We start from the raw sequence: 23,859 nt of genomic DNA on the forward strand, positions 1-23,859 counted from the left end.
GTCAGGTTGGCGGTGAAGATAGGATGCAACGTATTCAGGTACATCCCGATGTGCTGGACGAGAAAGCTCGATTGGTCCAGCAAAAGAAATTAGAACTCGATCGAATCGTTAGAGAGCTGGAGAAATCCATCTATATGTTGCAATCCGAATGGTCGGGTGTGACAGGAGAGCGTTTCTTCTGGGATTTTATGCAGGTGAAAGAAGTGTTCCCGACTACACTCGGGCTGTTGGATAAAATCCAGAATGAGTTTACGTTTATCGCGAGGAACTTCAGAACAACGGACGGCTCCGGCGAGGTTGCGCTGTACATTCCAGAAGAACTAAAGCCAAGCTTCGGCACCGGACTGGTCGATAAAGCAATTGGTGACACCGTTACGGGACTTGGTGAGACGGCAGAAGCGTTCATTTATAATCCGTTTAGTACATTAACCAGTCTGGCCTATGCCATGACTATGGGTAAGGTAGTTGACGTTGGACGTGGCATTGGATTCGCATGGGATGCGGCCTGGGGCACGGGAACGGCAAGGTCTGACATCGAGGAGTTTATTGATGAGCAGAAGAAGCAGCTCGATGAGGATAAGTCGGGTTATTATAAAGGTGCCATGGTAGGCCAGGCTTTCTCTTATTTTCTCTTTGGCAAAGCCTTGCACTCGAAGGATCACAATGAATCGGGTGGAGCAGTGGAGGGTAAAAAGGAGAAGAGTGAGGGAAATAGTCTGAATCATGATGGAAGGCTAAGAACGGAAGGCACTAAAACCACATACACAAATTTATTCGGAAATGAAATATCTTGGACAAATCAAGGTCCTAAGGATATAGATGCAATTATTGAGAAAAATTTAAGAAGCTTAAAAACTGGCGATATTTTAGAGGGGCAAGTTGCAGAGACAATAAAAGAGACAGGTAGATTACAAGGTACAGGTATAGAATTGAAATTGCAAAATAAGTTGAAAGCAGGCGATATCGATATTCTAACAGACTCGCATATTATTGAGGTCAAGAAGTCTTTAAGTGCCTTAGATGAAAAGCAACTGGATAAGTTGATCAATCCATCAAATAAAAATTATTTTAACTATGACAATCGAGAAGTTATATATTACATTGAAGATGTAACTGTAAAAAATAAAACTCAATCTGATTTAGTTGGAAAATTAAAAGATCAAAATATAAAATTAATCAGCTCATTAGACGAATTGAAGGAGGCTATAAGTAAATGAGTTCAGTAATCATTCTAAAAAAAATCTCAAATTATTCTCCGGAGCAGACTCTTGAGGACTTTAAGTATGCAGCACAGAGAGCGAATATGTATTGTTTTCATTTAGCAGTTGATCATGATACAGATAACAACTTTCAATCTGCAGAAGGCACACTATCTGAAGTGGATGAAGAGACCCTATCAAATACTGATGATGAAGAAACTATTAGGTACTTCACTTTTAACGTGAATAAAGTTGTCGAAAATTCATATGATAGTTTTACGTGGCTCACCCAATCAACAGATTACTTTTGGGCAGCGGATGTTGTAAATATTAATCATGAATATGAATTTATTTATAGGTTTGTAGTAGAGTATTTTCAAGATAACACGGAAGATTACTTATGGTTTGATGATGCTGAGTGGTATTACACAGCTGACGATATCTTGAGATTAAGTCAAAGGCCGTACAACCCAAAGTGGTGTAGCGAAAAGGTTGTATAAGTTACGAGGGTGGAGGATTATTCTAGATGGTTCTACTCCGCTATTTAGAATGAAATAATGATACTACTTAAAAGCACTTCTACCATACAAACGTAGAGGTGCTTCTTACTATATAATCCTAGGAGAACAGCTCGCCATGATACTAAAAAAACGACTTTTTATAATCGGATGCTGCATTGGATGTGTATTCTTATTTGTTCTAACTTATAGCCTCTATAAAGAGAAAAAAATGTATGAACAGTATCTAACGATGAATGTACAACAAGATATGGTTGATACGAAGAGTGCGATTATAAATAATGATATTTTGTTTGACCGAATACTGGAGGATGGAGAACAAGCCAGCCAGCTCTATTACAACTTTACAGATATGACGAAGATTATGAATAAGTATAACTTGATGAATCTAAGTTTCAGCGAAGAAGCCAACTGGCTGGTAAAACCCGCAACTTTATTCACGAACGATCTAGGTCTAGATGATGTAATGCCACCTACGCTTTACCGCATGCGAATGACGTTCGAGAGACTGGAGATAACCAGTTATCCTGTAACAACTGAGCTTAAAGCAAGAATTAAGGGGTATCAACAGTTAAATTATCGATGGCTGAACATTGTTGGGGATTTTGAATCCAAGGAAATTAACGGTTATAGAATACATCATGTATGTCACGATTCAAGTTGGGTACTTACTTTGGGCAGGAAGCAGATTGATAATGTTAATTTCATAATAGCTCATACCCAAAGTGGAGTACTCCTGCCGTTCAGAGGCGATAGTGAGTGCTCCTTTTTCTTATATTCGAACAACTAATGAAAATATCCCCATACTGGACGATAATAGAGTAGAGAACATTTTACCTATTCCAAATCATTAGCTGATATCACCTACATATCCACAACCATCCTATATCCACAAGAGGTACATTCATGAAACAAGGCATATATGAACAGCTTATCAACACCATCACCAGACAGGAGATTTCGGCGCTGGACCCGGATGTGTATAACATTGGGACCGAGAAGCTGGATGCAGAGGAAGCGCGCAAGCTGCTGTCCACATATTTGGCGGCGGTGACGCGGCGAGCGCTCAAGATTGTGCGGGAACAGACGGAAGATAAGACGGCAGTGTTGGCGCAGATCCGAACGTGTAATGAGATTATTGCTACCCTCAAAGGCACTCTGGGGGAAGAAGAGTACAACGAATTGCAACTGGATGAGCAGGGGGAAGTGCTGACCCATGTGTATTCCAAGCTGAACAGCATTCGTGCGGTCCGGGATACCAAGATCGTTCGTCCAGATACACCGATCTCCCAAAGCTCTTTGTTCACAGGTGCAAAGTCCGAACCGAGTATGTTATTAGAGTTGCAAAAGGAGATCGTGACAGCCGATCGGATCGATTGGCTGGTATCGTTTTATCAAATTCAGCGGGCTTCGCCTACTTCTGGAACAGCTTCAACAATTCACGGCGAGCGGTGGCAAGCTGCGTATCATCACAACTACATACATGGAAGCAACCGACCTGAAGGCCATTACTGAACTCAGCAAATTACCTAACACAGAAATCCAGATTTCGTATGATACCAAAGTGACACGGCTGCACGCCAAAACGTACATTTTCCACCGTGATACTGGATTCACCACAGCCTATGTCGGCTCCTCTAACCTGTCCAACCCGGCACTGACCAGTGGTATGGAGTGGAACCTTAAGGTGACGGAGAAGGATTCACTCGATGTGCTATGCAAGATTGAAGCGACCTTCGAGAGTTACTGGAATGACCGTGAATTCACGCGATATGTGGCTGAGGATGAAGGACATGAGGCACAGTTGAAGGCGGCTCTGAATCGTAGAAAAGATCAATCCAACCACTTTCACCTCGACATCCAGCCTTACGATTATCAGAAAGAAGTGCTGGAACAGCTTCACGCCGAGCGTACGCTGTACGGACGAACCCGCAACCTAATCGTCGCCGCAACAGGCGTTGGCAAAACGGTCATTTCAGCCTTCGATTACAAGCTATTCCGGGCAAGCCATGTGGGAGCCAAGCTTCTTTTTGTCGCCCATCGGGAAGAAATCTTGAAGCAAAGCCGGGACACGTTCCGGTATATCCTGAAGGATATGAACTTTGGTGAGCTGCATGTCGGGAATCACCGAACGGAGGCGCTGGACCACCTGTTTGTTAGCATTCAGAGCCTTAACTCCATGAAGCTGACGGAGATCACCAGCCCAGACTATTACGATTACATCATCGTGGATGAATTCCACCATGCCGCTGCTCCTTCGTACCAGAAGCTGTTGTCCCACTACGAACCGAAGATCTTGCTGGGACTCACCGCGACGCCTGAACGGATGGATGGCAAAGACATTACCGCCTACTTCGATCATACGATTGCCGCCGAGATCCGTCTAACCGATGCCATTGACCGGAAGCTACTGAGTCCTTTTCAATATTTTGGCGTCACCGATACTGTCGATCTATCCCAGGTGAAGTGGTCGCGTAAAGGCTATGACTTGAACGAACTGGAGAAGCTCTATACCCATAACAAAATCCGTGCCAACCAGATTATCCAAAGTCTGAACAAATACGTAACCGATCTGGATGATGTGAAGGGACTTGGGTTCTGCGTTGGGGTGGATCATGCAATGTATATGGCAAAAATATTTGACGAAGCCGGCATTCCATCCATGGCCCTGCATGGCGGGTCGAACGAACAGGAGCGTCATTCTGCGAAAGGACAGCTGGTGGACGGGGAACTGCGCATGATCTTTGTCGTTGATCTGTACAATGAGGGCGTGGATATCCCTGAGGTGAACACCATCCTGTTCCTGCGTCCTACCGAGAGTCTGACCGTATTCCTGCAACAGTTGGGACGTGGACTACGGATGGCGGATGGTAAAGAGTGCCTGACCGTGCTCGACTTCATCGGGCAAGCGCATCAGGAGTACAGGTTCCAGGATAAGTTCCGTGCTCTGATCGGCGCCACCAAACATTCCATCTCGTACTACGTCGAGAATGGATTTTCGAACTTACCACGCGGTACGTTCGTTCAATTGGAAAAGCAAGCGAAGGAATACGTCATGCGCAACCTCAAGCAGATGAGTCGTAATCGCAGGGCTCTGATCCAGAAGCTGCAAACGTTCCAACAAGACACCGGACTGCCGCTGACCTTGGCTCATTTTGTAGAGCATCACGGGATGACTCTATATGAATTGTATGGTGGACGTACGGGCAAAAGGTATTTCCGTGGCATGTTGGCCGAAGCCGGATTAACAGCACCTATTGAAGATGAACACGAGGAGTATATTCGCAGATTGCCATCTGTGTTGAGGATCAACTCCCGAAGCTGGCTGACGTTCCTGATCGACTTTATTGAAAAAGGCAAAGAAGCAACCACCGACGATGAACAGCGCATGCTCATCATGTTCTATTACACCTTCCATCGGGCTGCGCCCGAGAAACTAGGTTTGAGCAGCATCGAAGAGGGTTTGCAGCGTGTGCTGTCTTGTGAGGCAATCCGAGCAGAGCTTGTGGATATTTTTAAATATAATCTGGCTCATCTGCGATTTGTGGATAAAAGCAATTCGTTCCCGTACACTTGTCCACTGGATATCCACTGTATGTACTCCATCGACCAAGTGCTCGCCGCCTTCGGTTACTGGAATGCCCAGCAATCACCCGCCTTCCGTGAAGGTGTAAAATATTTTGCAGACGAACAGACGGATATTTTCTTCATTACGTTGAACAAATCAGACAAAGATTTCTCTCCATCTACGCTGTATGAGGACTATGCGATTAACGAGCGTTTGTTCCACTGGCAGACTCAAAGCAGGGTGTCGGAGCATACGGCTACCGCGCAGCGGTATATCCATCATCGGGAGACGGGCAACCGAATCGTGCTGTTCTTGCGGGTATAAGGAAGAGCATGGCTATACATCTCCATTTGTCTTCCTGGGCGAAGCGGACTATGTAAGTCATGAGGGGAACAAACCGATGAGCTTTGTATGGCGATTAAGGGAATAGATGCCTGCGAAGATGGTGGCGGTAGCGAATAAGTATATTGTTTGACAGAGCAACGTGAGGAACCTGCTGTGAAAAGCAGGTTTTATTATTCAAAATTGTAATTAATGGTGGAAATGTGTGGATTTCTGTTGGATAATGATTCTATAAGCCTAGTTCTCATTCGATAGTCTGATCTATTAGAACTACGTGTGAATAGAGATAAATAAGGAAGGTGATAAAGACATGGAAAGTGATGAAGTACATACCTCAAGTAAAAAAAGTGGAAATTATAAATTTTGGATCGTAATGGGATTTATATTGATTTTGCTTGCCGTGACAAACCCAAGTAAAGAAGATTTCGTTGAGTGGGTCGTAAACTCTTCAATAGAAGAGTCAGATAATGAATGGGTCAGCGCAGGAATCAATCTGTTTGGGAGTTCAGTTATTAATGGCGTTACTACGCAACAAGATCTAGTATTCGTTTCTATTTTCCAAATGGAGTTTGGAACAGAAAAAACTTCCACATTGGGTTTCGGAAAACGCTTCTTTATTAGACTTCCTTAATTCTGAAGAAATGAAATTACTGCTATACAGCTAATTGGATAGGAGAATAAAACGATGAAGTATTTACTAGTCATAATGTTGATCATTGTAATTACAGGCTGTGATTCTAGTACCGATTTGACTAATAAAGAAAATACTATAACTACTGAGTCAAGTACATATGAGAGTGTTGAAAATGAGAAAAGCAATGTGGAGTGGACCACATATCATAACAGCAGATTCGGCTTCAGTATTAGTTATCCTGGTGATTGGATAGCAGGAGAGGAATCAGATAATGGGGATGGGAAGCAGCTATATGTGGGCAACCCGGATATTGATATTCGCGTATATGGTAGTCATGTTTTCGAAGGTATAGAAGATTCAGTATCAGAATCGATGAAATATCAAAGTTTAAAACTCGATAGCGGGGTAAAGGCAGATATGTGGGTTGGTTATGAGGATGGAATGGTTTTACTGGAGTTATCCTGGATGTCTGATGATGAAATTGAATACAACTACTACGTTAAAGTATCAAAAGATTTTTTTGATGAAAACGAAAAAACTATACTTCGTATTGCTAAAAGTATGAAAGCCATTTAAAAGGTAAATCGGTTATATTTTTATAAGTTCTAAGGAGAATAAGTGAATGAATGAAATAATATGGCTCGTTATTGGTGTTGTTACATTATCTGTTGTTGCTGGACTATTACAGCCTTCTAAAAAGAAAAAAAGAAGAAAGTCCAACCCAGCCAAGAAACAGACTACTAAAAAACCTGTGAGTAGAGGATTTAATCGTGCCTCCTCTACGTGTAGATCAGACGAAGTGATTCTAACTTTACCACTAGATAAAATGACCGGAGCAGAGTTCGAACGTTTACTTACACTCTATTTTAGAGACAACGGTTATAACGTAAAAGAAGTTGGCGTTGGGGGTAAAGATGGAGGAGTAGATCTGGTTATTACGGATAAGCGCGGTGAAAAAACAGCAGTCCAAGCCAAATGTTATGCCGATCATAATAAGGTGCAAGTAATGACTGTTCGTGAGCTGGTAGGTGCGAAAAGGAATCATGACTGTATTTTGTCTCTAATCGTGACCACATCTGATCTTACGGGTCCAGCAAGAAAAGAAGCCGATCAATTCAAAGTGGATTATTGGCACGGTGGTTTAGTAGACAGCAAGCTACGCAGTTGGGGTAAATGGGTGCCATCCAATAGAAAAATGAAAATTGCACCGATTAAGAACGAGCAAGCGTCATCTAAGACATTATCTAATATCAAATGTAGTTGTGGTTCTTTAATGGTTAAACGTAAGAATAAAGCTGGGGCGGAATTTTGGGGATGTAGTAGCTACCCTACTTGTAGAAAAACGAAAGCTATCTGAATGACCTCAATAAAATGACGGTGAAACAAAGGCGAAGCAGCTTGTAAGCTGCCTTGCCTTTGTTATTTTTATGTTCAAGATCATTTTAATATTTCACGTATCACATTTTTGGTTAGTTGAATACTGTCAGGGGAGGAATCTCTTAACATTTCTAAAATCTCCTGTATAACTACTTCTGACTCTGTGAAATGAAAATCCTCGTCTACATAAGCGAAAAGCTGTATTAAGTTTACTTCAAGTGACTCAGCGATCTTTGCCAGGTTCACCAAAGAAACATTCTTTTCTCCACGTTCGATCTGTCCTATGTATGAAAAATGAAATCCACCTTTTTCTCCGAGGGATTCCTGTGAATACCCTCTTTCTTTGCGTAGTGCGCGAATTCTGGCTCCGACTAGCTTCAAAACTTCTCTGTCCTCGTTCATGGTATTCACCTCTCTATGTTCAAAAGTGTAGACAAGTTTCCTCAAGGTAAACACCGAACAAAGAATACAAATAATTTATTTGATTACTATATGTATCATTTTATTGTATAATACTGGTATTAACTCTTTGGAGGGATGACAATGGCAAGAAATTGGTCCATAACCGAAGCACATTGTAATCACCAAGTAGATTTTACCCCACGTTTGCAAGACCATGATATCTCCACACAATCTAGGTCCAAACATATTCCTGCTTACCATATGCTACGTACCACAATAATGGCCTATCACCAACATGCTAAGTATCATCTCCAACTTGCCGCCATCATGTGTAATCACAATCAGTTTAAAGTCTGCCTAATTCTATGTAATTGGGCTCTAGCCTCCATGATTAAGGCGCTTTATATCCATAAGCATCATTCAGTTCATCCACCCAAGGAACTCACCATGAACGAAATCTTGCCTCTAGTGCATACTGACACTGAACCCGGATTGGATATTGCCTTGTTTGTCGGTACGATACAACATATGTCATCTTTGGAGGACTGTCCATATGATCAGCCACTAAAACCAAACAACATCGAAAGGCTTATTCAACGAACGGAAGAGAGATTGGATGATTTATCTGCACGTTTGATGAAGGATTCATCAGAGTAAGATTTATTTTTTGAGTAGCATCTTAGGGTTAAATGCTTGAGTAATCTATGTTACGCTTACAAGATGACATCATCCAAATAAAGGATATATGATGCAGAGATTACAAAGAACTTTCTTTGCTTTGCATCTGGAAAGTAGGTGTACATTTTGAAAAGAGTAATTGCTATCGTGTTTTTCATATTATCTATAATGGAATTGGTTACATTAATCCTAATTGGTAAAAGCTTGATGACTGGGTACATGGAACCGAGTACGTTTAGCGGGATAATTTCATTCCCACTATGCACTACGTACCTCTCGATCTGGATGTTTTTTTCACGGCAAGAATTTACCGGAGGACGAGTCGCGGGACAGATCAGTTTGACAGCGGCATCGTTGACGTTGTGCCCATTGGTGTGTTTGTTGATCATTTTCTATTAAATCAACCCATCCCTCCCCATAGTAAATGGTATAATGGCAAAAATGGAGATTCTGGCTCGAAGGCTCTCACAGCAGAAAGGATGTTATGCCACATGCCTACATACAACAAATTGGTGCGGGACAAAATTCCGCATATTATCACATCCAGTGGCAAGGAATGCCGCACACGTATTCTGGACCCGGAGGAGTATAAGCAAGAGTTAAGAACGAAGCTGCAAGAAGAATCGGATGAGTATGTAAATGCAGCAAGCGATCAGGAAGCGCTGGAAGAGTTGGCCGACATGCTGGAGGTGATCCGGACGCTGGCGGAGGTGCATGGTGCGAATGCGGCCCAGCTGGATAAGCTTCGGGCAGACAAAGCTGAGGAGCGTGGTGTATTCCAGGAACGGGTGTATCTGATCGATGTCGACGAAGCTTAACGTTAAACTGATTACAGATAACTTGGCAGACGAACTGATTGCCCGGATGCAGCATGCATCCGGGATTTATATTATGACGTCCTTTATTATGCATTCCTGGGTGAAAATACTGGCCCCGCACTTAAGCGGGCGGCGGAGCGTGGGGCGGAAGTACGGATGCTTGCAGGAGATTATCTTTACATAACACAGCCAGAAGGATTGCGGGCGCTCTGTGAGGTTGATCCACGAATTGAGACACGTTTGTGGCGAAGTAGGGGCACTTCTTTTCACCCGAAAGCTTATCTGTTCGATGCCGATTGTACATAAACCATAATCGCCTGATACAAAAACCTCAAAAAATCCTCATTGCCAAACTGATCAAAATAACCCGCATAGCGACGATCCGTCGTATAGGCTACTGCAATACATCTCAGAATCTCATCATCACATACCATGAACTGCTCCAGACAACTCTTCCATTCACGCACTAACGATTGCACCTCACCAGAATCAGGAGACAGATCCTGGTGCTTCGCCAACTCCCGAAATACCTGCTCCATGTTGACCGAAAACTGGTGGTAAGCTTGTTCTTGCTCTTCTACAGACAGCTGGCTCACATTAGCTTCAAACTCCTGATATTTCTCGGTATCTCCATATACAAACTTCGCCTCCGATTCATATTGCTCTTGAATGGACAGAATGGAAGAATCGTCAAACAGATGAAGATGAGAGAGATCGGTTCCATCCAGATACTCGTCCAATTGGTCGATGATGGTTTCGAGCTTTTGTTTGCGTTGAACGAGTGTGCTGCGATGCTCTCTTAGGGTATCTTTCTGTTCTTCTTTGGAAAGTTGCATCATGGAGGCAATGTCTTTTAAGGAGAAATTCATTTCTTTGAACAAGAGAATCATCTGCAGATTCCCCAGTACCTCTTGATCGTAATACCGATAGCCGTTGTCCTCGACTTTGCTTGGTTTTAAGAGATCCGTTTTATCGTAATAATGTAATGCGCGTTTCGTGATGCCAGTAATCTGAATGATATCTTTAACGGTGAAATAGGGTGTCTTCATTCCAAAATTCCTTTGTTTCAGCAAGGATGACACTTGCCGGAGTGATGGTTGCTTCGGTAATTGGTGTACCTGTTTTGTTCAGATAATATTGGATTAAGTGATAACCGCAGGCATAGCCAGCCGCATAGGGCAAACCTACGGGCGTGAAGTTTTGCATGATGGCAAGTTCATCGCCGTATAGATAGGGATTAATCTGCTCAAAACCGGTGACATGCAGCTGGTCTTTCATCTTCGGTTTGATTACTTTATTCAAAGTCTCCATATCCGTTTTAGCTACCCAGGGGCCTAGCAACTCTTCTCCATACAGGGATGTCGCAAAACTCTCGGCCAGCCCCTCGCTAACAACCATTTCGCCAAGCGTAACATGTTGATCCCACTGGATATGTTGATATCTCACATTATGATTGCATTCATGAGCTAACACGGATTGAATACGAGGTAGAGTATACCTATTGGGGATCAGGTTCGCAATAATATAACCCGGTATTCCACCATCTCCGCTGATGCCTTCGTTCATGGTGAGTGAAGGACTGTTCTTATCGCCTAATAAAATCGTGTATAGATATTCGGAGACCGATAGCTCAATCCCGTGATCTGTAAAGGTGGATAGACTCCTACGAACAGCTTCATGACACTGTTGCCAAAATGCTTCGGAAGAGATCGCTGCTAACGATTCGTTAATCTCAGGTGTGATATCTGCGGGAGCGATATTCATAAAGTTATTCATCATGATCACGTCGAAGCCATTAGGTTCGCTTGATCGAAAAGGGATCTGTTGAATGTTCCATTTGTTCATAAAGGGACTCATCATTCGCTCGCGGTATAACTCCAATTTCTCCTCGGGTGCAGCCTGGATGATCTTTTCATAAATTTGATCTGAGCGTAACGCGGTAATTTTCATCGTTAATCTCTCCTTCATGTAAGCTTGAGATCATTATCAAGTATGACCTTACGTTACAGTCAAGCATTGATGTTACACTGCTGGCTCTCTGAATGATTCTGCATCTTCATTGCGAATATCAGACCAGACAGGATATAGATCAGGTTTTCATTGATCCCTCCACCAACAAATAACTTCACAAAACGCTTACAAACTTTCAATTCTACCCTACCTTTTCCGCTGTGAAGCTGAGATAATGGGAGAGGAATAAGGTATGAAACAGACGCGACAACCATGTTCATCAACAGCCCAAAAATAAAAGCTGCATATCCATAGGAGGATTATTAATGACGACACAACCATTGAATCTGATCCAATCCACGGAGGGCCAAGCGTTGCTTGCCCAAATGTATGGACAATCACAAGTAGAGGAACAGACTGCACGTTACACGAAGCTGAACGCAACGTTCCAAGAATACTTTGGCGCGCAAGAAGGAAGCAAGTTGTTTAGCGCGGCAGGACGTAGTGAGATTGGAGGCAATCACACGGATCATAACCATGGTAAAGTGCTGGCGGGCAGCATTACGCTGGATACGATTGCAGTGGCAGCACCAACTGCGAAGTCGGTTATTACGTTTTACTCAGAAGGCTACGACAAGAAATATGTAATCGATCTCACGGATCTCACGCCAAATACAGAAGACGATGGCACAACAGCATTGATTCGCGGTATGGCTGCGGGATTTGGAGAATTCGGATATAAGGTTGGCGGCTTTCAGGCGTATCTCTCAAGTAACGTGTTCTCGGCATCAGGAGTGAGTTCCTCGGCCTCATTTGAGATGCTGATCTGTACGATTTTGAATCACTTCTATAATGATGGCGCAATGGATGTTGTCACTTTGGCCAAAATCGGTCAGTATGCGGAGAATCATTATTGGAACAAACCTTCCGGTTTGCTGGATCAGATGGCTTGTGCGTACGGGGGACTCATTGCTATTGATTTTGAAAATCCTGCACAGCCGGTCATCGAGCCTGTTCAGTGGGATTTCCAACAAAATGGCTACTCATTGGTCATTGTGAATACTGGTGGCAACCACGCTGATCTGACGGAAGATTACGCTGCTGTGCCGTATGAGATGAGAGCGGTTGCTCAGGCGCTGGGCAGTGAGTATGTTCGGGAAATTACAGCTGACGCCATTTATGCTAACCTCAAGAAGGTTCGTGAAGCGGCTGGGGATCGTGCCGTGCTGCGTGCACTTCATTTCCTGGAGGAAAACAATCGTGTCGACGGTCAGGTTCAGGCGTTGCGGGATGGACGTTTTGCTGATTTCCTGAAACTGATTACGGCGTCCGGTAACTCGTCATGGAAGTGGTTGCAGAATGTATATCAAAGTGGTGCTGTGAAGGAACAAGAGATTGGCATCGCACTGGCACTGACCGAGAATTATCTGCAAAACCTGGGTGATGGCGCTTGTCGTATTCATGGTGGTGGATTCGCAGGGGTTATTCTGACGATCCTTCCAAACGAAAAAGTTGAAGAGTATATGTCTTGGATGCACGGCATGTTGGACACGCCGATTATTGTTGTTAATGTGCGTGCACAAGGTGCAGTATGCCTGAATGCATTGATCGCTAACGCGAGCTAAACGCAGTCAGATTAATAGTTCTAATATGATTCAACGAAGTCCGGGCCATGCCCGGGCTTTTTGGGTTTTTCATTTTTTGAAAAATCTCCAAACCTTGAAGGTCCGTAATGTGTTATTTATATAATGGTTTAGTTAGGTGGGTAGTGTTCATCTGGGTGTCGTTGTGGGTGGAATGAAGATGTAAACCAGGAGCTGACTGTGGTGGTGTACAGTGAATTACTGTGCCTGCTGCTCGTAATCCAATCGATGAATCAGGAGGGCTTCGTATTTCACGTATATCTGGTTGGAGTGAGGAGCTAGCATTATGATTGTAGAGGCAGTGATGAGTGTAAAGATGTATACAAAGCGTCGCTGCCTGACAAAGTTATAAACCATTACCTTCACATATTTATGCAAATTGCTGAAATTATTCTGGTAACAACGTCCTATAATTTATGATGTGTTAGGTTTACTGCCTGAAATGTATAAAGACTTTTTACTCATTTCTTATATGTCGTATACACGATTCACAGAAGATGGACTATAATGATTCTACTTCTTTGGGAAAAAGAGGAATGGATTAGGCTGAGGGGCCTTATTATTACAAGTGAAAGAGCCATGTATCTTTACAAGGCCCTAAAGTTAGAAAGGTTAAAGTTCTTATAATTTACTTAAGAGGTTTGATGTCATCAGGCACTGAGCCTGTTTTGACTTCATAAGTATCATAATCCACCATTGTAAATATTTCCTGAGTCTTATTTCCTTTTACATACCCCGTCAGTGACACACTTACTTGATTTTTTGGTCAAGTAACTCTTTGGGTACAACGGCTGTTTGAACTTCAAACGTGTCATAATCAATGAGGATGGAAATTTCAGTTTCTTTATTATTTTCAACATGACCACTCAAACTGATATTGTGACTAAGATCTTTTGGCATAAATTTATGATCAGTGAATTCCACTTCAGTATTATAGTGATCAATAAAGTATTGATGACCCACTTGAGTTGCTTCTTCAATAATTTTATCTTGATTCGGCATAGAATTACATCCTCCCAATATAAGGGCTAAGATTATAAGTGTGATAGATACAAATTGAATATTTTTAAAAATATTCTTCAACCTCCTATATATGTGAACTTAACACTTTATAAATATACTTTAACTTTTTAGTTCAGTAAACAGAGAGGAGTTTTTATGGATAACTATATAACTGATAAAACATATAAGGAAATTTCGGAACTGGCCTATCTTAATTTAAATGAAGGGGATTACCCTGATACGCTGGATTCAGCTAATTGGAAAGTGGTTGAGCCAGATGGAGCAAAATTGCACAGAAAGTCTGGGTTCGACGCAATTGTTTTAAAGAATGATCTTACAGATCAGATTGTCATCGGTTATCGGGGAACGGAACCGGAAGGGAAGTTGACTGATAAAATCGCGGACTGGGAGACGGACGCTTTGGATGTCGTGGGGGGCAGAACAAAAAGGCTTGAAGATGCCGTAACCGACCCTGAGCGTCATAATATCTTCAAAAATAGTCCATTCAAACTCATGATGGATAATTCAAGTTGGGAAAACAATCAGTTTCATCAAGCTGAAGAATTGTATGAGGCTGTACAGAAGGCTTATCCTGATTCAGATATTTCGCTAACAGGCCATTCTCTTGGTGGTGGTTTGGCTCAATATGTAGCTGCTCGTCATGATGTGTCTGGTATGACGTACAGTGCTCCAAGTGTAATAAATCTGCTGGATGATATAAGTTTGGCTAAGGTGAATGAAGGTCACTTTGACAACAAAATGGTTAATGTGGTTCATCCGAGTGATTCTGTAGGAGCTGGTGGAATAAGTGAATATGATAGGCACGTTGGACTTACGGTGTACAAGGGACAGGATTTTGATACCGCTAATGCGATGTATCAGAACTGGAAGTTTCAACTACAGTTAAAGGTTCCTTTTCAACCTCTCGGTGCAGGCTCGCCGATGTTGGTTCATGACGTTGGAATAGATGTAGATCTGGATAAGCTGTACATTGGAAATATCGTTAGATTATTGGATTCCTTCTCGAAGGACGAAGGCAAGGGGTACCATTCTATGAAGCAATATGAATTTGATAAGGATGGCAACTTAATTGGCCCGTTAATTGATCGGAGTACGGGAGAGACGCTTGATATTTCTCCAAGATGGACTGCACATCAGAAAGCAATGGCTGTGTTCTCTAATGTGATGTCTGGTGCAGTAGCTTCGTTTATATCCGGAGTAGGTAGTTCTGGTGGCGGTAAGATTCAATTAACACCGGAAGAATTAGCGTAGTCTGCTCGGGAAATGAGACTGAGTTTGAGCGGATTTTCCAACGATGCACAAGCTTCTATTCAGATGTTCCAGACCCATATAGCAACGAGCGAAAGTCAGTCGTTTACACCGATTGCTTATAATGCAACAGCTACTTTGCAACAAATTAACCGTTGGTACCAGGAATCCATAAGTGAGATTGCAGATTATATTGAACGAAAGAGAGAAGATTTTGTAATCGCTGATCAGCAACAATAATAATGGGATTTATATAGATAGATTAACAGGAGGAAAGTGGACATGGGCAGAATATCCGTATCCCTGTCGGATTTACGAAGAGCCGTTCAACAATGCGAACAATTGCAGCAACGACTTGTACAACAGGAACAGAAGATGCGTTCGATTCATGGGAGGTTGCAGCAGGACTGGGTAGGAAGATCGGCAGAGGAGTTAACTTATAAGATGCAGTCTTTTGTAGAGGGAGCATCTGTGAAACTGACTGAACTTGAAGCTCATAAGGAGGAATTAAAGCGATATATTCGCAAGATGGAGGAAGCAGACAGAGAAGATCAAAGAAATCGCAGCAGGATACAGTGATTGTCTATATCTGCTCACACGTAAATAGTTAGATAGGAAGTAATCTTCCCACCTAACTATTTTTGCTTCGTTCATACAATTGTATCGATTGAAGTCACTTGGGTAAGCAGCTATTACTAATTAATGTAAATCAGTATTATTCTTGTTCAAAGTTTGAATTTTCTCTTGGATATACTGGTGGTAATCGCGGAAGCTACTGATGTGATGCAAAGAATCGGAGTTCTCAGACTGAATCTTAATTTTACCGTCCTGAGGTAAATTTTTCATCTCAGCCACGACGGATTTGGAACCTTGGATATCACGGGACATCTCCTGAATTTGCTGTAATAATGCTGGATGGCCTTCATGCTGGAGCATTTCGGCGAGGGGTCTCATTTCCTCCAGCTTCTGACTCGACCGTTCAAGCGTGGTCATTACTTTGTCTCCATCTGTACTTGCACTAAGTGAAACCATCCGGTGGATATGATCTTTCTCCATACGCTCAAGCGCCTCAAGATGGGAAGCTTCCAGTCGTTTGGGATCGCTCCAACTCTCCGACCGAACGGTGTTATTCTGTTGCTGGGAAGCATTATTCGCAGTGCCATTACCACAGCCCCATAACAGAGTTGAGCAAGTTAACACGGCTCCAACGGCGATGAACCTTTTTAACCTCATACTGTCACTCCTTCGGTAATTTCCTGAAGGTAGTATGAGCTATATTATCCAAAATCATGCTTCTTCTCTTCATTTCTTTCCCAGTATGTAATTGGATAACCTTTTAAAATCTCGAGAGTACATATCTTCGCTAATTTTTGTAGCCTGTATTTTCACGCACAGTTTCAACGTTATGTAACGAGGTGATGCATTATGAATCTTTATACTAACAACATCTGGCGCTGGACCATCAATCTTCTGTATCCTGCCATTATCTTTGTCTTCCAAAGTTGGGGACCGATATTGGATTCATGGACGGGTCCAATTTTGTTTGTCGCGCTGTTCTGCTTTCTATGGAGCGATGTAAAAGACATGTTCCTCTCAACGGGACTGACATGGTTTATGGCCATTCCGTGCTGGTGGTATCTTATCGAGCGCCCGAAACCATCATTCGGTGCGGAGAATTTTGCCGCACATCTATGGTTAATTGTACTTATGTACATTTTCTTCGTGCTCATTCCCCAGACGTTAATCTTGACTACTCGGTTGCGGGTAATGAATTATTATAAGAAGTGAACGTCAATTTAGAATAGGTGGCCGCAACAAGGATTAGGAGGTAACATATGAATCGTCTCAAAAGAATCAACAAGCCATACTTCATATTCCTCATCTGGAACGTACTCATGATTGGTGCTGTACGAGGGTTAACCTTTCAGCACGAACCCGGCAGAGGGGTGTCTGGCAACGGTAATCTAGGGCTTTTAGTGTTATTTCCATCTCTTCTGACCTTTCTCATTCTATGTATCTGGACGATGTTTCTATCCAAATGGTGGTTGCATGATCAGCGTCAGCGCTGGGGAGGGAAGATGCATGCCTCAATACCCCTGGTTGCTTTCCTACTGTGTGTGTTGTCAGTCTTTCTGGAGTTACACATCATCAATGACTTACGCATACAACTCAACGGATTTACGAATGATCCGGATTCCGCAGTGTACCGTTTTGGCTGGCTGAATCAGTACACGAACACCTTGTTTTACAATGTTCCGATCCTGCTGTTCGGTCTGTCTTTTTCAATATTGACAGGTTGGCTGATGGAATGGAAATTTCGCAGGACTAGATATGCATGATTCGAACTGCAAACGTAATACCTTAGAAACTTAAAACCCCTTATCCGTCGGTTCATACGGGCAAGGGGTTTTAAGTTCTTGTTACACTTTCCTCTTATACTTCCCTGTATACGGGATCGTGAGGTGGATTTTCAGATCGTGGATCGAGTCTTCGGTAAGCATCATCTTGCTCCCGTTGTTTGATAACTTGCGCCAGAGCTTCGGATTTTTGCGATACAGCTTCTCCTGAAGACCGTAAATATCCACACCACGCTCAAGGCCGTGACGATAGGTCTGCATGATCTGCTCCCGCAACTTCACTTCACTAATCTGGATCATCTCTTCATAAGAGGTGGGCACCAAGTATTCGTACAGGGCAGTGAGGTAGTGGGCATCAATGTTGAACGTAACGTCTTCACCCTGAATGACAGGTTTAATTTTGATCTTAGGCAATCCTACACTGAGTGCTCCATAGATCGTTCCATCCTTCTGCACAAGCAAGGGAGCACGCCGCATGTCTTTGATTAACCAATGATAACCGGGAAGCTGACTGCGTGGAAAGTATTCAAAGTCATAGCCAGTCTTCTCGAAAAAGGCCCCTTCCACCAGAAACAAATCATGTTTCTTTTCATTCTCAGCCCACTGGGTATTGTTCAATGCAAGACTCGGCAGATACGTCGTTGTAGCTGGATCATTATGCGTTGCAATGAGCTTGAAGCTGAGCACGGGCGGATACAACGATTCTTCCATATAAGTAGGGAGCGGATTGTGAAGAATACTATCCAGCGGTGACATATTATAGATGGACGTTGCGCTCAGAATTTTCTCCAGTGGTTCGCGGGTTCCATACACCCAAGTTGTATAACGGGATTCTGGAAAACGTCCCAGCATATCGAACACTTCTTTGATATGTTTACTGGTGAGCACACCTTCTGCCATAACGATGGCGGTCACATGCCCCCAGGCCATGTGTAATTGAGCCGTACGGAACAGCTCGTTCAGCGCCAGACTCATGGTTTTCCCTTCGGCATGTCCAACCCATACTGGTGGGGTATCTGCACTTTTGGTCGAACTTTCACTTTTGGCGACACTGGCAAAATCCAGCGTTTGCACATACAGATGATACATGCCGTCCTTATAATCAATCCCAAAGGCTTTGGCGTAGTCTACCTGTTGGATTTCAAATGCACTCCAGCATCCACTCGTCATCACGCACATCGATAGGCTTAACAGCCCCAGTATACATCGCTGCAACAAACGCTTCATCGTCCGTTCCCTTTCTTGCGGGGCTCCTGGGTCTCGAGATAGACGGGTCTACGTTTACCCAGCCCTTTTGGCAGTTTGAATAATGAAGCTATCGCTTGTTTGAAATGAAGCGGTGTTAACGGAGTGAGATACGGAATGCCAAATGATTTGAGATCGGTCAGGTAGATGAGGAACAGAATCAACGACAGGATGAACCCATAGATGCCGAGGGAAGCTCCCAGGACAAAACAAAGGAACCGCAGGATCAGCACAGAACTGGTCATGACCTGATTCACAATGGTTGCTCCAGCTACGACGGTAACTGCGATGATGACAATCATAAGGGGAGAGACCATGCCGGCTCGGATGGCGGAATCTCCAATAATGAGACCTCCGACGACAGTCAATGTCTGGCCGATGGCACTAGGCAAACGTACCCCCGCCTCTCGGAACAACTCCATCAGTAGCATAATGAGAAACATCTCCATTCCCGATTCCATCGGCAACCCCATTCGTCCAACGGATATCGTTGCAACCAGTGGGAAGGGGATCTGATCCATATGAAAGGATGTCAGCGCAATATAAAAGCCAGGCAGGAACACGGTGATCATCAGACCGAGAAAGCGGAGCATCCGTCCTACGTTCACAGGTAAGAAAGGAAAACTGGCATCCTCCGGTGATTTGAGCAAAAGAAACAGATTGACTGGCCCAATAATGGCGCTGGGATTGCCGTCGACAATGAGGATAAAACGTCCGTTAAGGAGACATTCCGCAGCAAAGTCAGGCCTACCCGTATAATGGGTAACGGGAAACAAAGTAATCTTCGAAGGAGACAGCAATTCTTCCAGTTCATTGGCGGTCAAAATGCGTTCGGTCTCAATCTTGCGCAATCGATCCTGCACGTCTTCGATCAGCTCCGGATTGGCGATATTCTTGATATACATCAGTGCCACCTTGGTTGCAGAACGTGTACCGATCAGTTCGATATTGCAAGCCAGTTGGTTCGTACGCAAACGTGTGCGTATCAAGGCAATATTGACGGCAAGGGGTTCAATAAACCCGTCTCTTGCCCCACGAATCGAAACTTCGGTGGTCGACTCCTCCGGTGTCCGTGTCGGGATATTGGAAATATCAATACTCCACATGGCTTGAAGAGAAGGGATACAGATCAACATATGACCTTCAAAAACACGGAGAGACATCAGCTCGGTTCCAAATGCCGGATCTTGCAGATCCATCCGGGTCCATTGCAGGCTGATGCATTTCTCAATGTCGGACGTACGGAAAAAGTGTGTTTGCTCATACGTTCGTTTGAGTTCCGGGAGAATAATATCATAGATCGCTTCACTGTCCACCATACCGCTGCAATATACCATAAGGATCTGCATCGGAGATTCACCGATCATGTGACTATTAATGATGACGTCGTCAGATCCGGCAAAAAAGGTGTTCAGGTTATGCTCGTTCATTCGGAACGGTTCAACGTCACGATTATTCTTGGGCTGGGTTGAGATCGGCATGTTCGGGAGCCTCCTTGTCCTTTTTGTGGATTAATGCAGCAATCGTTAATATCACGGTAACGACGGATACATAGGCGAGCATGACCGGGAACTGAATATGGTCCACATAATAATCCACATAATCAATGCGCCACCACTGCATCGCCATGAAGCTCATGATGACGGTAATGGTGAGAATAGCAATATATCGTTTCTTCGGTCTACGGAAATTCAGCAAATCCACGATGAGATACATGGATATAGCCACCCTTGCGAAGGAACCACTAAGCCACTGATAGATGGACAAAAAATCAACGTGTTGCAGCAACTTACCGATATTCACCAGTTTCCATTGCTCATAGGGACTGTTTCGTTGTTTTGCTGCTTCTTCGGGGCCGAATTCCACAATGGCTCCGATGGTTGGTCCGATCGCCATACTGAGCATAAACACGCCGAGGATCAGGACGTACCACCACCGAATTTTGCCTTTGACTTCATGTTGGAACAACATGAGAATCCAGATTTCCATAAGCCCGGCAAGGGAATAAATCATGCCCCGCCACACGGGACCCATACCGTTCTCCATGATCGGGAACAATAGACTGTAGTCTTTATATTTCATATTGGCGGACATTACAAAATAACCAAGCAAAATGACAAAGGGGAGCAGCAGACTGGAAGTCATCGCAATGGATCGTATGCCCTTGGACGCCGCCCAGGCAGCAACCAGCGCTCCGCCACCGGCCAGAACATAGGGCGGTGTAAATTGAAGATAAGTGGATACGGTCCAGTTGGTTGTCTCATATAGCGTATGCGTGCCAAGCGTGAACAGCAGAATGGAAGCGGAGATGCGGAAGATCCAGGAAGGAATGGCTCCGAATTCTCGGGTGATCCAATCTGTTAATCGCTGTCCACGTACTCGCCGAATGATGATGTACATCATACATAGAAACAACATGAACAAGGGAGCCGCTGCTACAACAGACAACCATCCGTCTCGACCTGCTGCTTCCAGAATTGCTGGAATGGACAAGACATGGCAGACCAGTCCGGCACTTAATAAAATGATGGAAAAGGACAACCAGATGGTAATTTGACCTTTTTCACGACTCATGGGAATCCTCCTTTCCAATGAAGGAAGTTTACGTTAGGTTGTACAGCATATGGGAAGTTGATTCCTTTTTCAGATTTTTTCACAGAAAGCGGCAAACGAGATGGACGAGCCAGGCAGAAAGCTTTAACATACAGATATAGCAATGTCGAAGACAACTACTGAGCGAAGTATAGAGAAATAGGGAGGAAACCTGTGATGACAAATACGACGAAGGCACCTGGAGAGACGAAAGTTGGCTTTATTGGTACAGGCGTGATGGGTAAAAGCATGGCTGGGCACATCCAGCAGGCTGGATATCCGCTGCATGTGTACACGCGAACTGCTGCCAAAGCGGAAGCGTTGGTGAAAGAAGGTGCCGTATGGCATGATACACCAGGCAAACTGGCTGCCGCGTGTGATGTCATCATCACAATGGTGGGGTATCCGAAAGATGTAGAGGAGATTTATCTCGGTGAGGATGGTCTCGTGGCCAATGCCAAACCGGGTTCATATCTGATTGATATGACGACATCCAGTCCGTTACTGGCTGCACGAATCTTTGAAGCTGCGGAAGCCAAAGGACTGCATGCACTGGACGCGCCTGTGTCGGGCGGCGATATCGGAGCGCAGAACGCCAAGCTGTCCATTATGGTTGGTGGTAGTTCGGAGGCCTTTGAAGCCGTGCGTCCGGTGTTTGAGCAGATGGGCAGCAACATTGTGCTGCAAGGCAAGGCGGGAGCCGGGCAGCATACCAAAATGTGCAACCAGATTGCCATTGCCTCTGGCATGATGGGCGTATGCGAAGCACTCGCCTATGCCAAGACATCTGGTCTGGACGCGGAGACTGTGCTGAAGAGCATTGCTACCGGTGCAGCCGGAAGCTGGTCGCTCAGCAATCTCGGTCCGCGCATGATCGCAGGCGACTATGAGCCTGGATTCTATGTGAAACATTTTATCAAAGACATGGGAATTGCACTGGAGTCTGCAAAAGCGATGGGCATGAAAACGCCTGGACTGGCTCTGGCCGAATCCCTGTATCAAGAAATAGCGAATAATGGTCTGGAAGAGAAGGGTACACAGGTGCTCTACACCTATTATCTTCAGGCTTAACAACCAAGAGAACAGCAGCGTATTCTTTTTCTATCCAGGAAAGGTTGCGCTGTTTTTTTCAATTTTATGGCCTTTTTATGCGTCTAAAGTCACAGGATTGGTTAAATGTTCATATGTACTTTGCGTATTGGAGAGATTTTGATCGTTTTCACTTTATTTTTACCCCGCTTTATCCGACATAAGTAATAGTAGTTTACATAATGAATGTGTCAAAGGATGTTATTCCTCCTGTAATGGTCACCCGTAACCCACACTATAATAGAACGGAGCTTGCCCATGTTCAAGAAAATCCTGTCTCTGTTCAAGACACAGCCAGAGCTTGCGAACCAGATTACAGCCTCCGCTTCAGCCTTACCATCGACGACAACCATTCCCCCGCGTATGGTCCGCAGTAAGCGCAAGAAAAAAGCGGAAGGGGATTGGACACGTCAGCCGGAGGAGCCCAGTACAGCAGATCAGCTGATAGGTCTTCCAAGTCAATATAAAGTGCTGAACGACTTACTCGTTACCAATCCGAAGTCGCGCTCCGGTTATTCACAGGTTGATCATGTCGTGATCGGTCCGCGGGCAATTTTCGTGATCGAAACGCGGAATCTGACGACAGGTGAGATCCGCGGTGGCCGAAGAGAAGCCAATTGGTCGGTCAGCAGCAGCCGGGTCAAAATGTACAATCCTCTCATGCAGCATCGTGCACATGTGGAAGCCATCCATGCGCACCTCGGAGATTACAAAAGAGTACGCCTTGTCTCCATGGTGACCTTCACGAACCGTTGCCGGATCAGTGTTGATCCTGCTGTGAGATATGTGAATTCGGATGAACTGATCATCTACGATCATGAATTGGTAGAGACCATTCAGCGCAAGACAGAGCGACTTGAGACTGAAGTTCCCGAGACTGTATTTCAAGAGAAGGATATTCAGGCGATCTACGCTCTGCTCTCATCGGTCAATTCTACGGATCCTCAGATTCGGTCAGAACACATGGAGAAAGCTAAAGGTATTAAATAATTCCGCTTCACGAACACTGTTGTCCCTACGGATGGCAGTGTTTTTGTGTTGCGTTGGTAGTTAATACAGGGATAGTAAAAGGCTTTAGACACAGGTATATCGTCGTATACAACCGATTTTTGACTTATGATAGAATGTAGACCATGTCCAATTGTGAATCAAGCATGTTATCTGAAAGGATATTTT

Annotated in this window: 25 protein-coding genes and 1 pseudogene; 18 read left to right on the top strand and 8 right to left on the bottom strand. The window is 44.1% G+C overall.

All coding sequences use genetic code 11. The features are described 5' to 3' along the window. Window positions 1–23 precede the first annotated feature (23 nt). The 7 genes and pseudogenes from MHI06_RS04955 to MHI06_RS04985 all read left to right on the top strand — a co-directional run bounded on the left by MHI06_RS04955 (window position 24) and on the right by MHI06_RS04985 (window position 7,618). Complete coding sequence (locus tag MHI06_RS04955; protein ID WP_340400673.1) at window positions 24–1,217, top strand: WXG100 family type VII secretion target; 1,194 nt, start codon at window positions 24–26, stop codon at window positions 1,215–1,217. Then, complete coding sequence (locus tag MHI06_RS04960) at window positions 1,214–1,699, top strand: hypothetical protein (RefSeq protein ID WP_101314662.1); 486 nt, start codon at window positions 1,214–1,216, stop codon at window positions 1,697–1,699. Before MHI06_RS04955 ends, MHI06_RS04960 begins: the two co-directional genes overlap by 4 nt. Before the next feature lie 136 nt (window positions 1,700–1,835). Further along, window positions 1,836–2,507, top strand: a complete 672-nt coding sequence (locus MHI06_RS04965) for a hypothetical protein (protein ID WP_340400674.1) — start codon at window positions 1,836–1,838, stop codon at window positions 2,505–2,507. A 116-nt stretch (window positions 2,508–2,623) separates the two neighbouring features. Next, window positions 2,624–5,715 (top strand): annotated as a pseudogene (locus tag MHI06_RS04970) (DUF3427 domain-containing protein). Between the two features lie 222 nt (window positions 5,716–5,937). Next, window positions 5,938–6,258, top strand: coding sequence for a hypothetical protein (locus MHI06_RS04975; RefSeq protein WP_340400675.1), 321 nt, complete (start codon window positions 5,938–5,940; stop codon window positions 6,256–6,258). A gap of 54 nt (window positions 6,259–6,312) precedes the next feature. Continuing rightward, a complete protein-coding gene (locus tag MHI06_RS04980; protein ID WP_340400676.1) occupies window positions 6,313–6,837 on the top strand; it encodes a PsbP-related protein in 525 nt (174 codons plus the stop codon). Between the two features lie 46 nt (window positions 6,838–6,883). Next, the gene (locus MHI06_RS04985) at window positions 6,884–7,618 is read left to right on the top strand and encodes a restriction endonuclease (RefSeq protein ID WP_340400677.1); all 735 of its coding nucleotides are present in this window, start codon (window positions 6,884–6,886) and stop codon (window positions 7,616–7,618) included. A gap of 80 nt (window positions 7,619–7,698) precedes the next feature. Here MHI06_RS04985 and MHI06_RS04990 read toward each other — a convergent pair whose 3' ends face one another. After that, window positions 7,699–8,040 (bottom strand): helix-turn-helix transcriptional regulator, encoded by a 342-nt coding sequence (locus MHI06_RS04990; RefSeq protein WP_340400678.1) that lies wholly within the window; start codon window positions 8,038–8,040, stop codon window positions 7,699–7,701. Between the two features lie 141 nt (window positions 8,041–8,181). Here MHI06_RS04990 and MHI06_RS04995 point away from each other — a divergent pair, with 141 nt between their 5' ends. The 3 genes from MHI06_RS04995 to MHI06_RS05005 all read left to right on the top strand — a co-directional run bounded on the left by MHI06_RS04995 (window position 8,182) and on the right by MHI06_RS05005 (window position 9,720). Beyond that, entirely contained in the window at window positions 8,182–8,697 is a 516-nt protein-coding gene (locus tag MHI06_RS04995) for a hypothetical protein (RefSeq protein WP_340400679.1), read from the top strand. A gap of 512 nt (window positions 8,698–9,209) precedes the next feature. Then, window positions 9,210–9,536 carry a nucleoside triphosphate pyrophosphohydrolase gene (locus MHI06_RS05000; protein ID WP_340400680.1) on the top strand — a complete coding sequence of 109 codons (327 nt, stop codon included), beginning with the start codon at window positions 9,210–9,212 and terminating at the stop codon, window positions 9,534–9,536. Then, window positions 9,520–9,720 carry a hypothetical protein gene (locus MHI06_RS05005; RefSeq protein WP_340400681.1) on the top strand — a complete coding sequence of 67 codons (201 nt, stop codon included), beginning with the start codon at window positions 9,520–9,522 and terminating at the stop codon, window positions 9,718–9,720. The genes MHI06_RS05000 and MHI06_RS05005 overlap by 17 nt, the downstream gene beginning before the upstream one ends. A gap of 94 nt (window positions 9,721–9,814) precedes the next feature. Here the strand turns inward: MHI06_RS05005 and MHI06_RS05010 are convergent, their stop codons facing one another. Both MHI06_RS05010 and MHI06_RS05015 read right to left on the bottom strand, forming a co-directional pair. Further along, window positions 9,815–10,585, bottom strand: coding sequence for a MerR family transcriptional regulator (locus MHI06_RS05010; protein ID WP_340400682.1), 771 nt, complete (start codon window positions 10,583–10,585; stop codon window positions 9,815–9,817). Further along, window positions 10,560–11,486 carry a DUF2268 domain-containing protein gene (locus MHI06_RS05015; RefSeq protein WP_340400683.1) on the bottom strand — a complete coding sequence of 309 codons (927 nt, stop codon included), beginning with the start codon at window positions 11,484–11,486 and terminating at the stop codon, window positions 10,560–10,562. The genes MHI06_RS05010 and MHI06_RS05015 overlap by 26 nt, the downstream gene beginning before the upstream one ends. 326 nt (window positions 11,487–11,812) lie before the next feature. Here MHI06_RS05015 and MHI06_RS05020 point away from each other — a divergent pair, with 326 nt between their 5' ends. Next, window positions 11,813–13,111, top strand: a complete 1,299-nt coding sequence (locus MHI06_RS05020; protein ID WP_340400684.1) for a galactokinase family protein — start codon at window positions 11,813–11,815, stop codon at window positions 13,109–13,111. Between the two features lie 768 nt (window positions 13,112–13,879). Here the strand turns inward: MHI06_RS05020 and MHI06_RS05025 are convergent. Beyond that, the gene (locus MHI06_RS05025) at window positions 13,880–14,131 is read right to left on the bottom strand and encodes a hypothetical protein (RefSeq protein ID WP_340400685.1); all 252 of its coding nucleotides are present in this window, start codon (window positions 14,129–14,131) and stop codon (window positions 13,880–13,882) included. Window positions 14,132–14,287: 156 nt separating this feature from the next. Between MHI06_RS05025 and MHI06_RS05030 the strand changes: the two genes are divergently transcribed. Genes MHI06_RS05030 through MHI06_RS05040 form a run of 3 tightly spaced genes read left to right on the top strand, consistent with a single transcriptional unit; the run spans window position 14,288 to window position 15,979 of the window. Next, window positions 14,288–15,403, top strand: coding sequence for a hypothetical protein (locus tag MHI06_RS05030; RefSeq protein WP_340400686.1), 1,116 nt, complete (start codon window positions 14,288–14,290; stop codon window positions 15,401–15,403). A gap of 24 nt (window positions 15,404–15,427) precedes the next feature. Further along, window positions 15,428–15,640: a hypothetical protein gene (locus MHI06_RS05035; protein ID WP_340400687.1), complete on the top strand. Its 213-nt coding sequence runs from the start codon at window positions 15,428–15,430 to the stop codon at window positions 15,638–15,640. 42 nt (window positions 15,641–15,682) lie between these two features. After that, on the top strand, window positions 15,683–15,979 hold the full coding sequence (locus MHI06_RS05040; protein ID WP_264934620.1) for a WXG100 family type VII secretion target: 297 nt from the start codon (window positions 15,683–15,685) through the stop codon (window positions 15,977–15,979). A 120-nt stretch (window positions 15,980–16,099) separates the two neighbouring features. On the opposite strand, the gene MHI06_RS05045 is transcribed toward MHI06_RS05040, so the two are convergent. Next, window positions 16,100–16,633 carry a hypothetical protein gene (locus MHI06_RS05045; protein WP_264934619.1) on the bottom strand — a complete coding sequence of 178 codons (534 nt, stop codon included), beginning with the start codon at window positions 16,631–16,633 and terminating at the stop codon, window positions 16,100–16,102. Window positions 16,634–16,825: 192 nt separating this feature from the next. Between MHI06_RS05045 and MHI06_RS05050 the strand changes: the two genes are divergently transcribed. Together MHI06_RS05050 and MHI06_RS05055 are read left to right on the top strand one after the other, a co-directional pair. After that, entirely contained in the window at window positions 16,826–17,188 is a 363-nt protein-coding gene (locus MHI06_RS05050) for a hypothetical protein (RefSeq protein ID WP_340400688.1), read from the top strand. A 47-nt stretch (window positions 17,189–17,235) separates the two neighbouring features. Continuing rightward, on the top strand, window positions 17,236–17,739 hold the full coding sequence (locus MHI06_RS05055) for a hypothetical protein (RefSeq protein WP_340400689.1): 504 nt from the start codon (window positions 17,236–17,238) through the stop codon (window positions 17,737–17,739). 81 nt (window positions 17,740–17,820) lie between these two features. Here the strand turns inward: MHI06_RS05055 and MHI06_RS05060 are convergent, their stop codons facing one another. From MHI06_RS05060 to MHI06_RS05070, 3 genes are read right to left on the bottom strand one after another with little or no spacing between them, the layout of a single operon-like run. Continuing rightward, window positions 17,821–18,984: a Ger(x)C family spore germination protein gene (locus MHI06_RS05060; RefSeq protein WP_340400690.1), complete on the bottom strand. Its 1,164-nt coding sequence runs from the start codon at window positions 18,982–18,984 to the stop codon at window positions 17,821–17,823. After that, entirely contained in the window at window positions 18,981–20,483 is a 1,503-nt protein-coding gene (locus MHI06_RS05065) for a spore germination protein (protein WP_340400691.1), read from the bottom strand. Before MHI06_RS05065 ends, MHI06_RS05060 begins: the two co-directional genes overlap by 4 nt. Next, complete coding sequence (locus MHI06_RS05070; RefSeq protein ID WP_340400692.1) at window positions 20,455–21,576, bottom strand: endospore germination permease; 1,122 nt, start codon at window positions 21,574–21,576, stop codon at window positions 20,455–20,457. The genes MHI06_RS05065 and MHI06_RS05070 overlap by 29 nt, the downstream gene beginning before the upstream one ends. A 195-nt stretch (window positions 21,577–21,771) precedes the next feature. Between MHI06_RS05070 and MHI06_RS05075 the strand changes: the two genes are divergently transcribed. Together MHI06_RS05075 and MHI06_RS05080 are read left to right on the top strand one after the other, a co-directional pair. Further along, window positions 21,772–22,665 (top strand): NAD(P)-dependent oxidoreductase, encoded by an 894-nt coding sequence (locus MHI06_RS05075; protein WP_340400693.1) that lies wholly within the window; start codon window positions 21,772–21,774, stop codon window positions 22,663–22,665. A gap of 276 nt (window positions 22,666–22,941) precedes the next feature. Beyond that, window positions 22,942–23,673 (top strand): nuclease-related domain-containing protein, encoded by a 732-nt coding sequence (locus MHI06_RS05080; RefSeq protein ID WP_340400694.1) that lies wholly within the window; start codon window positions 22,942–22,944, stop codon window positions 23,671–23,673. Window positions 23,674–23,859: the final 186 nt, after the last annotated feature.

The sequence above is a fragment of the Paenibacillus sp. FSL H8-0079 genome (genome assembly GCF_037991315.1).
In the GTDB taxonomy this organism is placed as follows: domain Bacteria; phylum Bacillota; class Bacilli; order Paenibacillales; family Paenibacillaceae; genus Paenibacillus.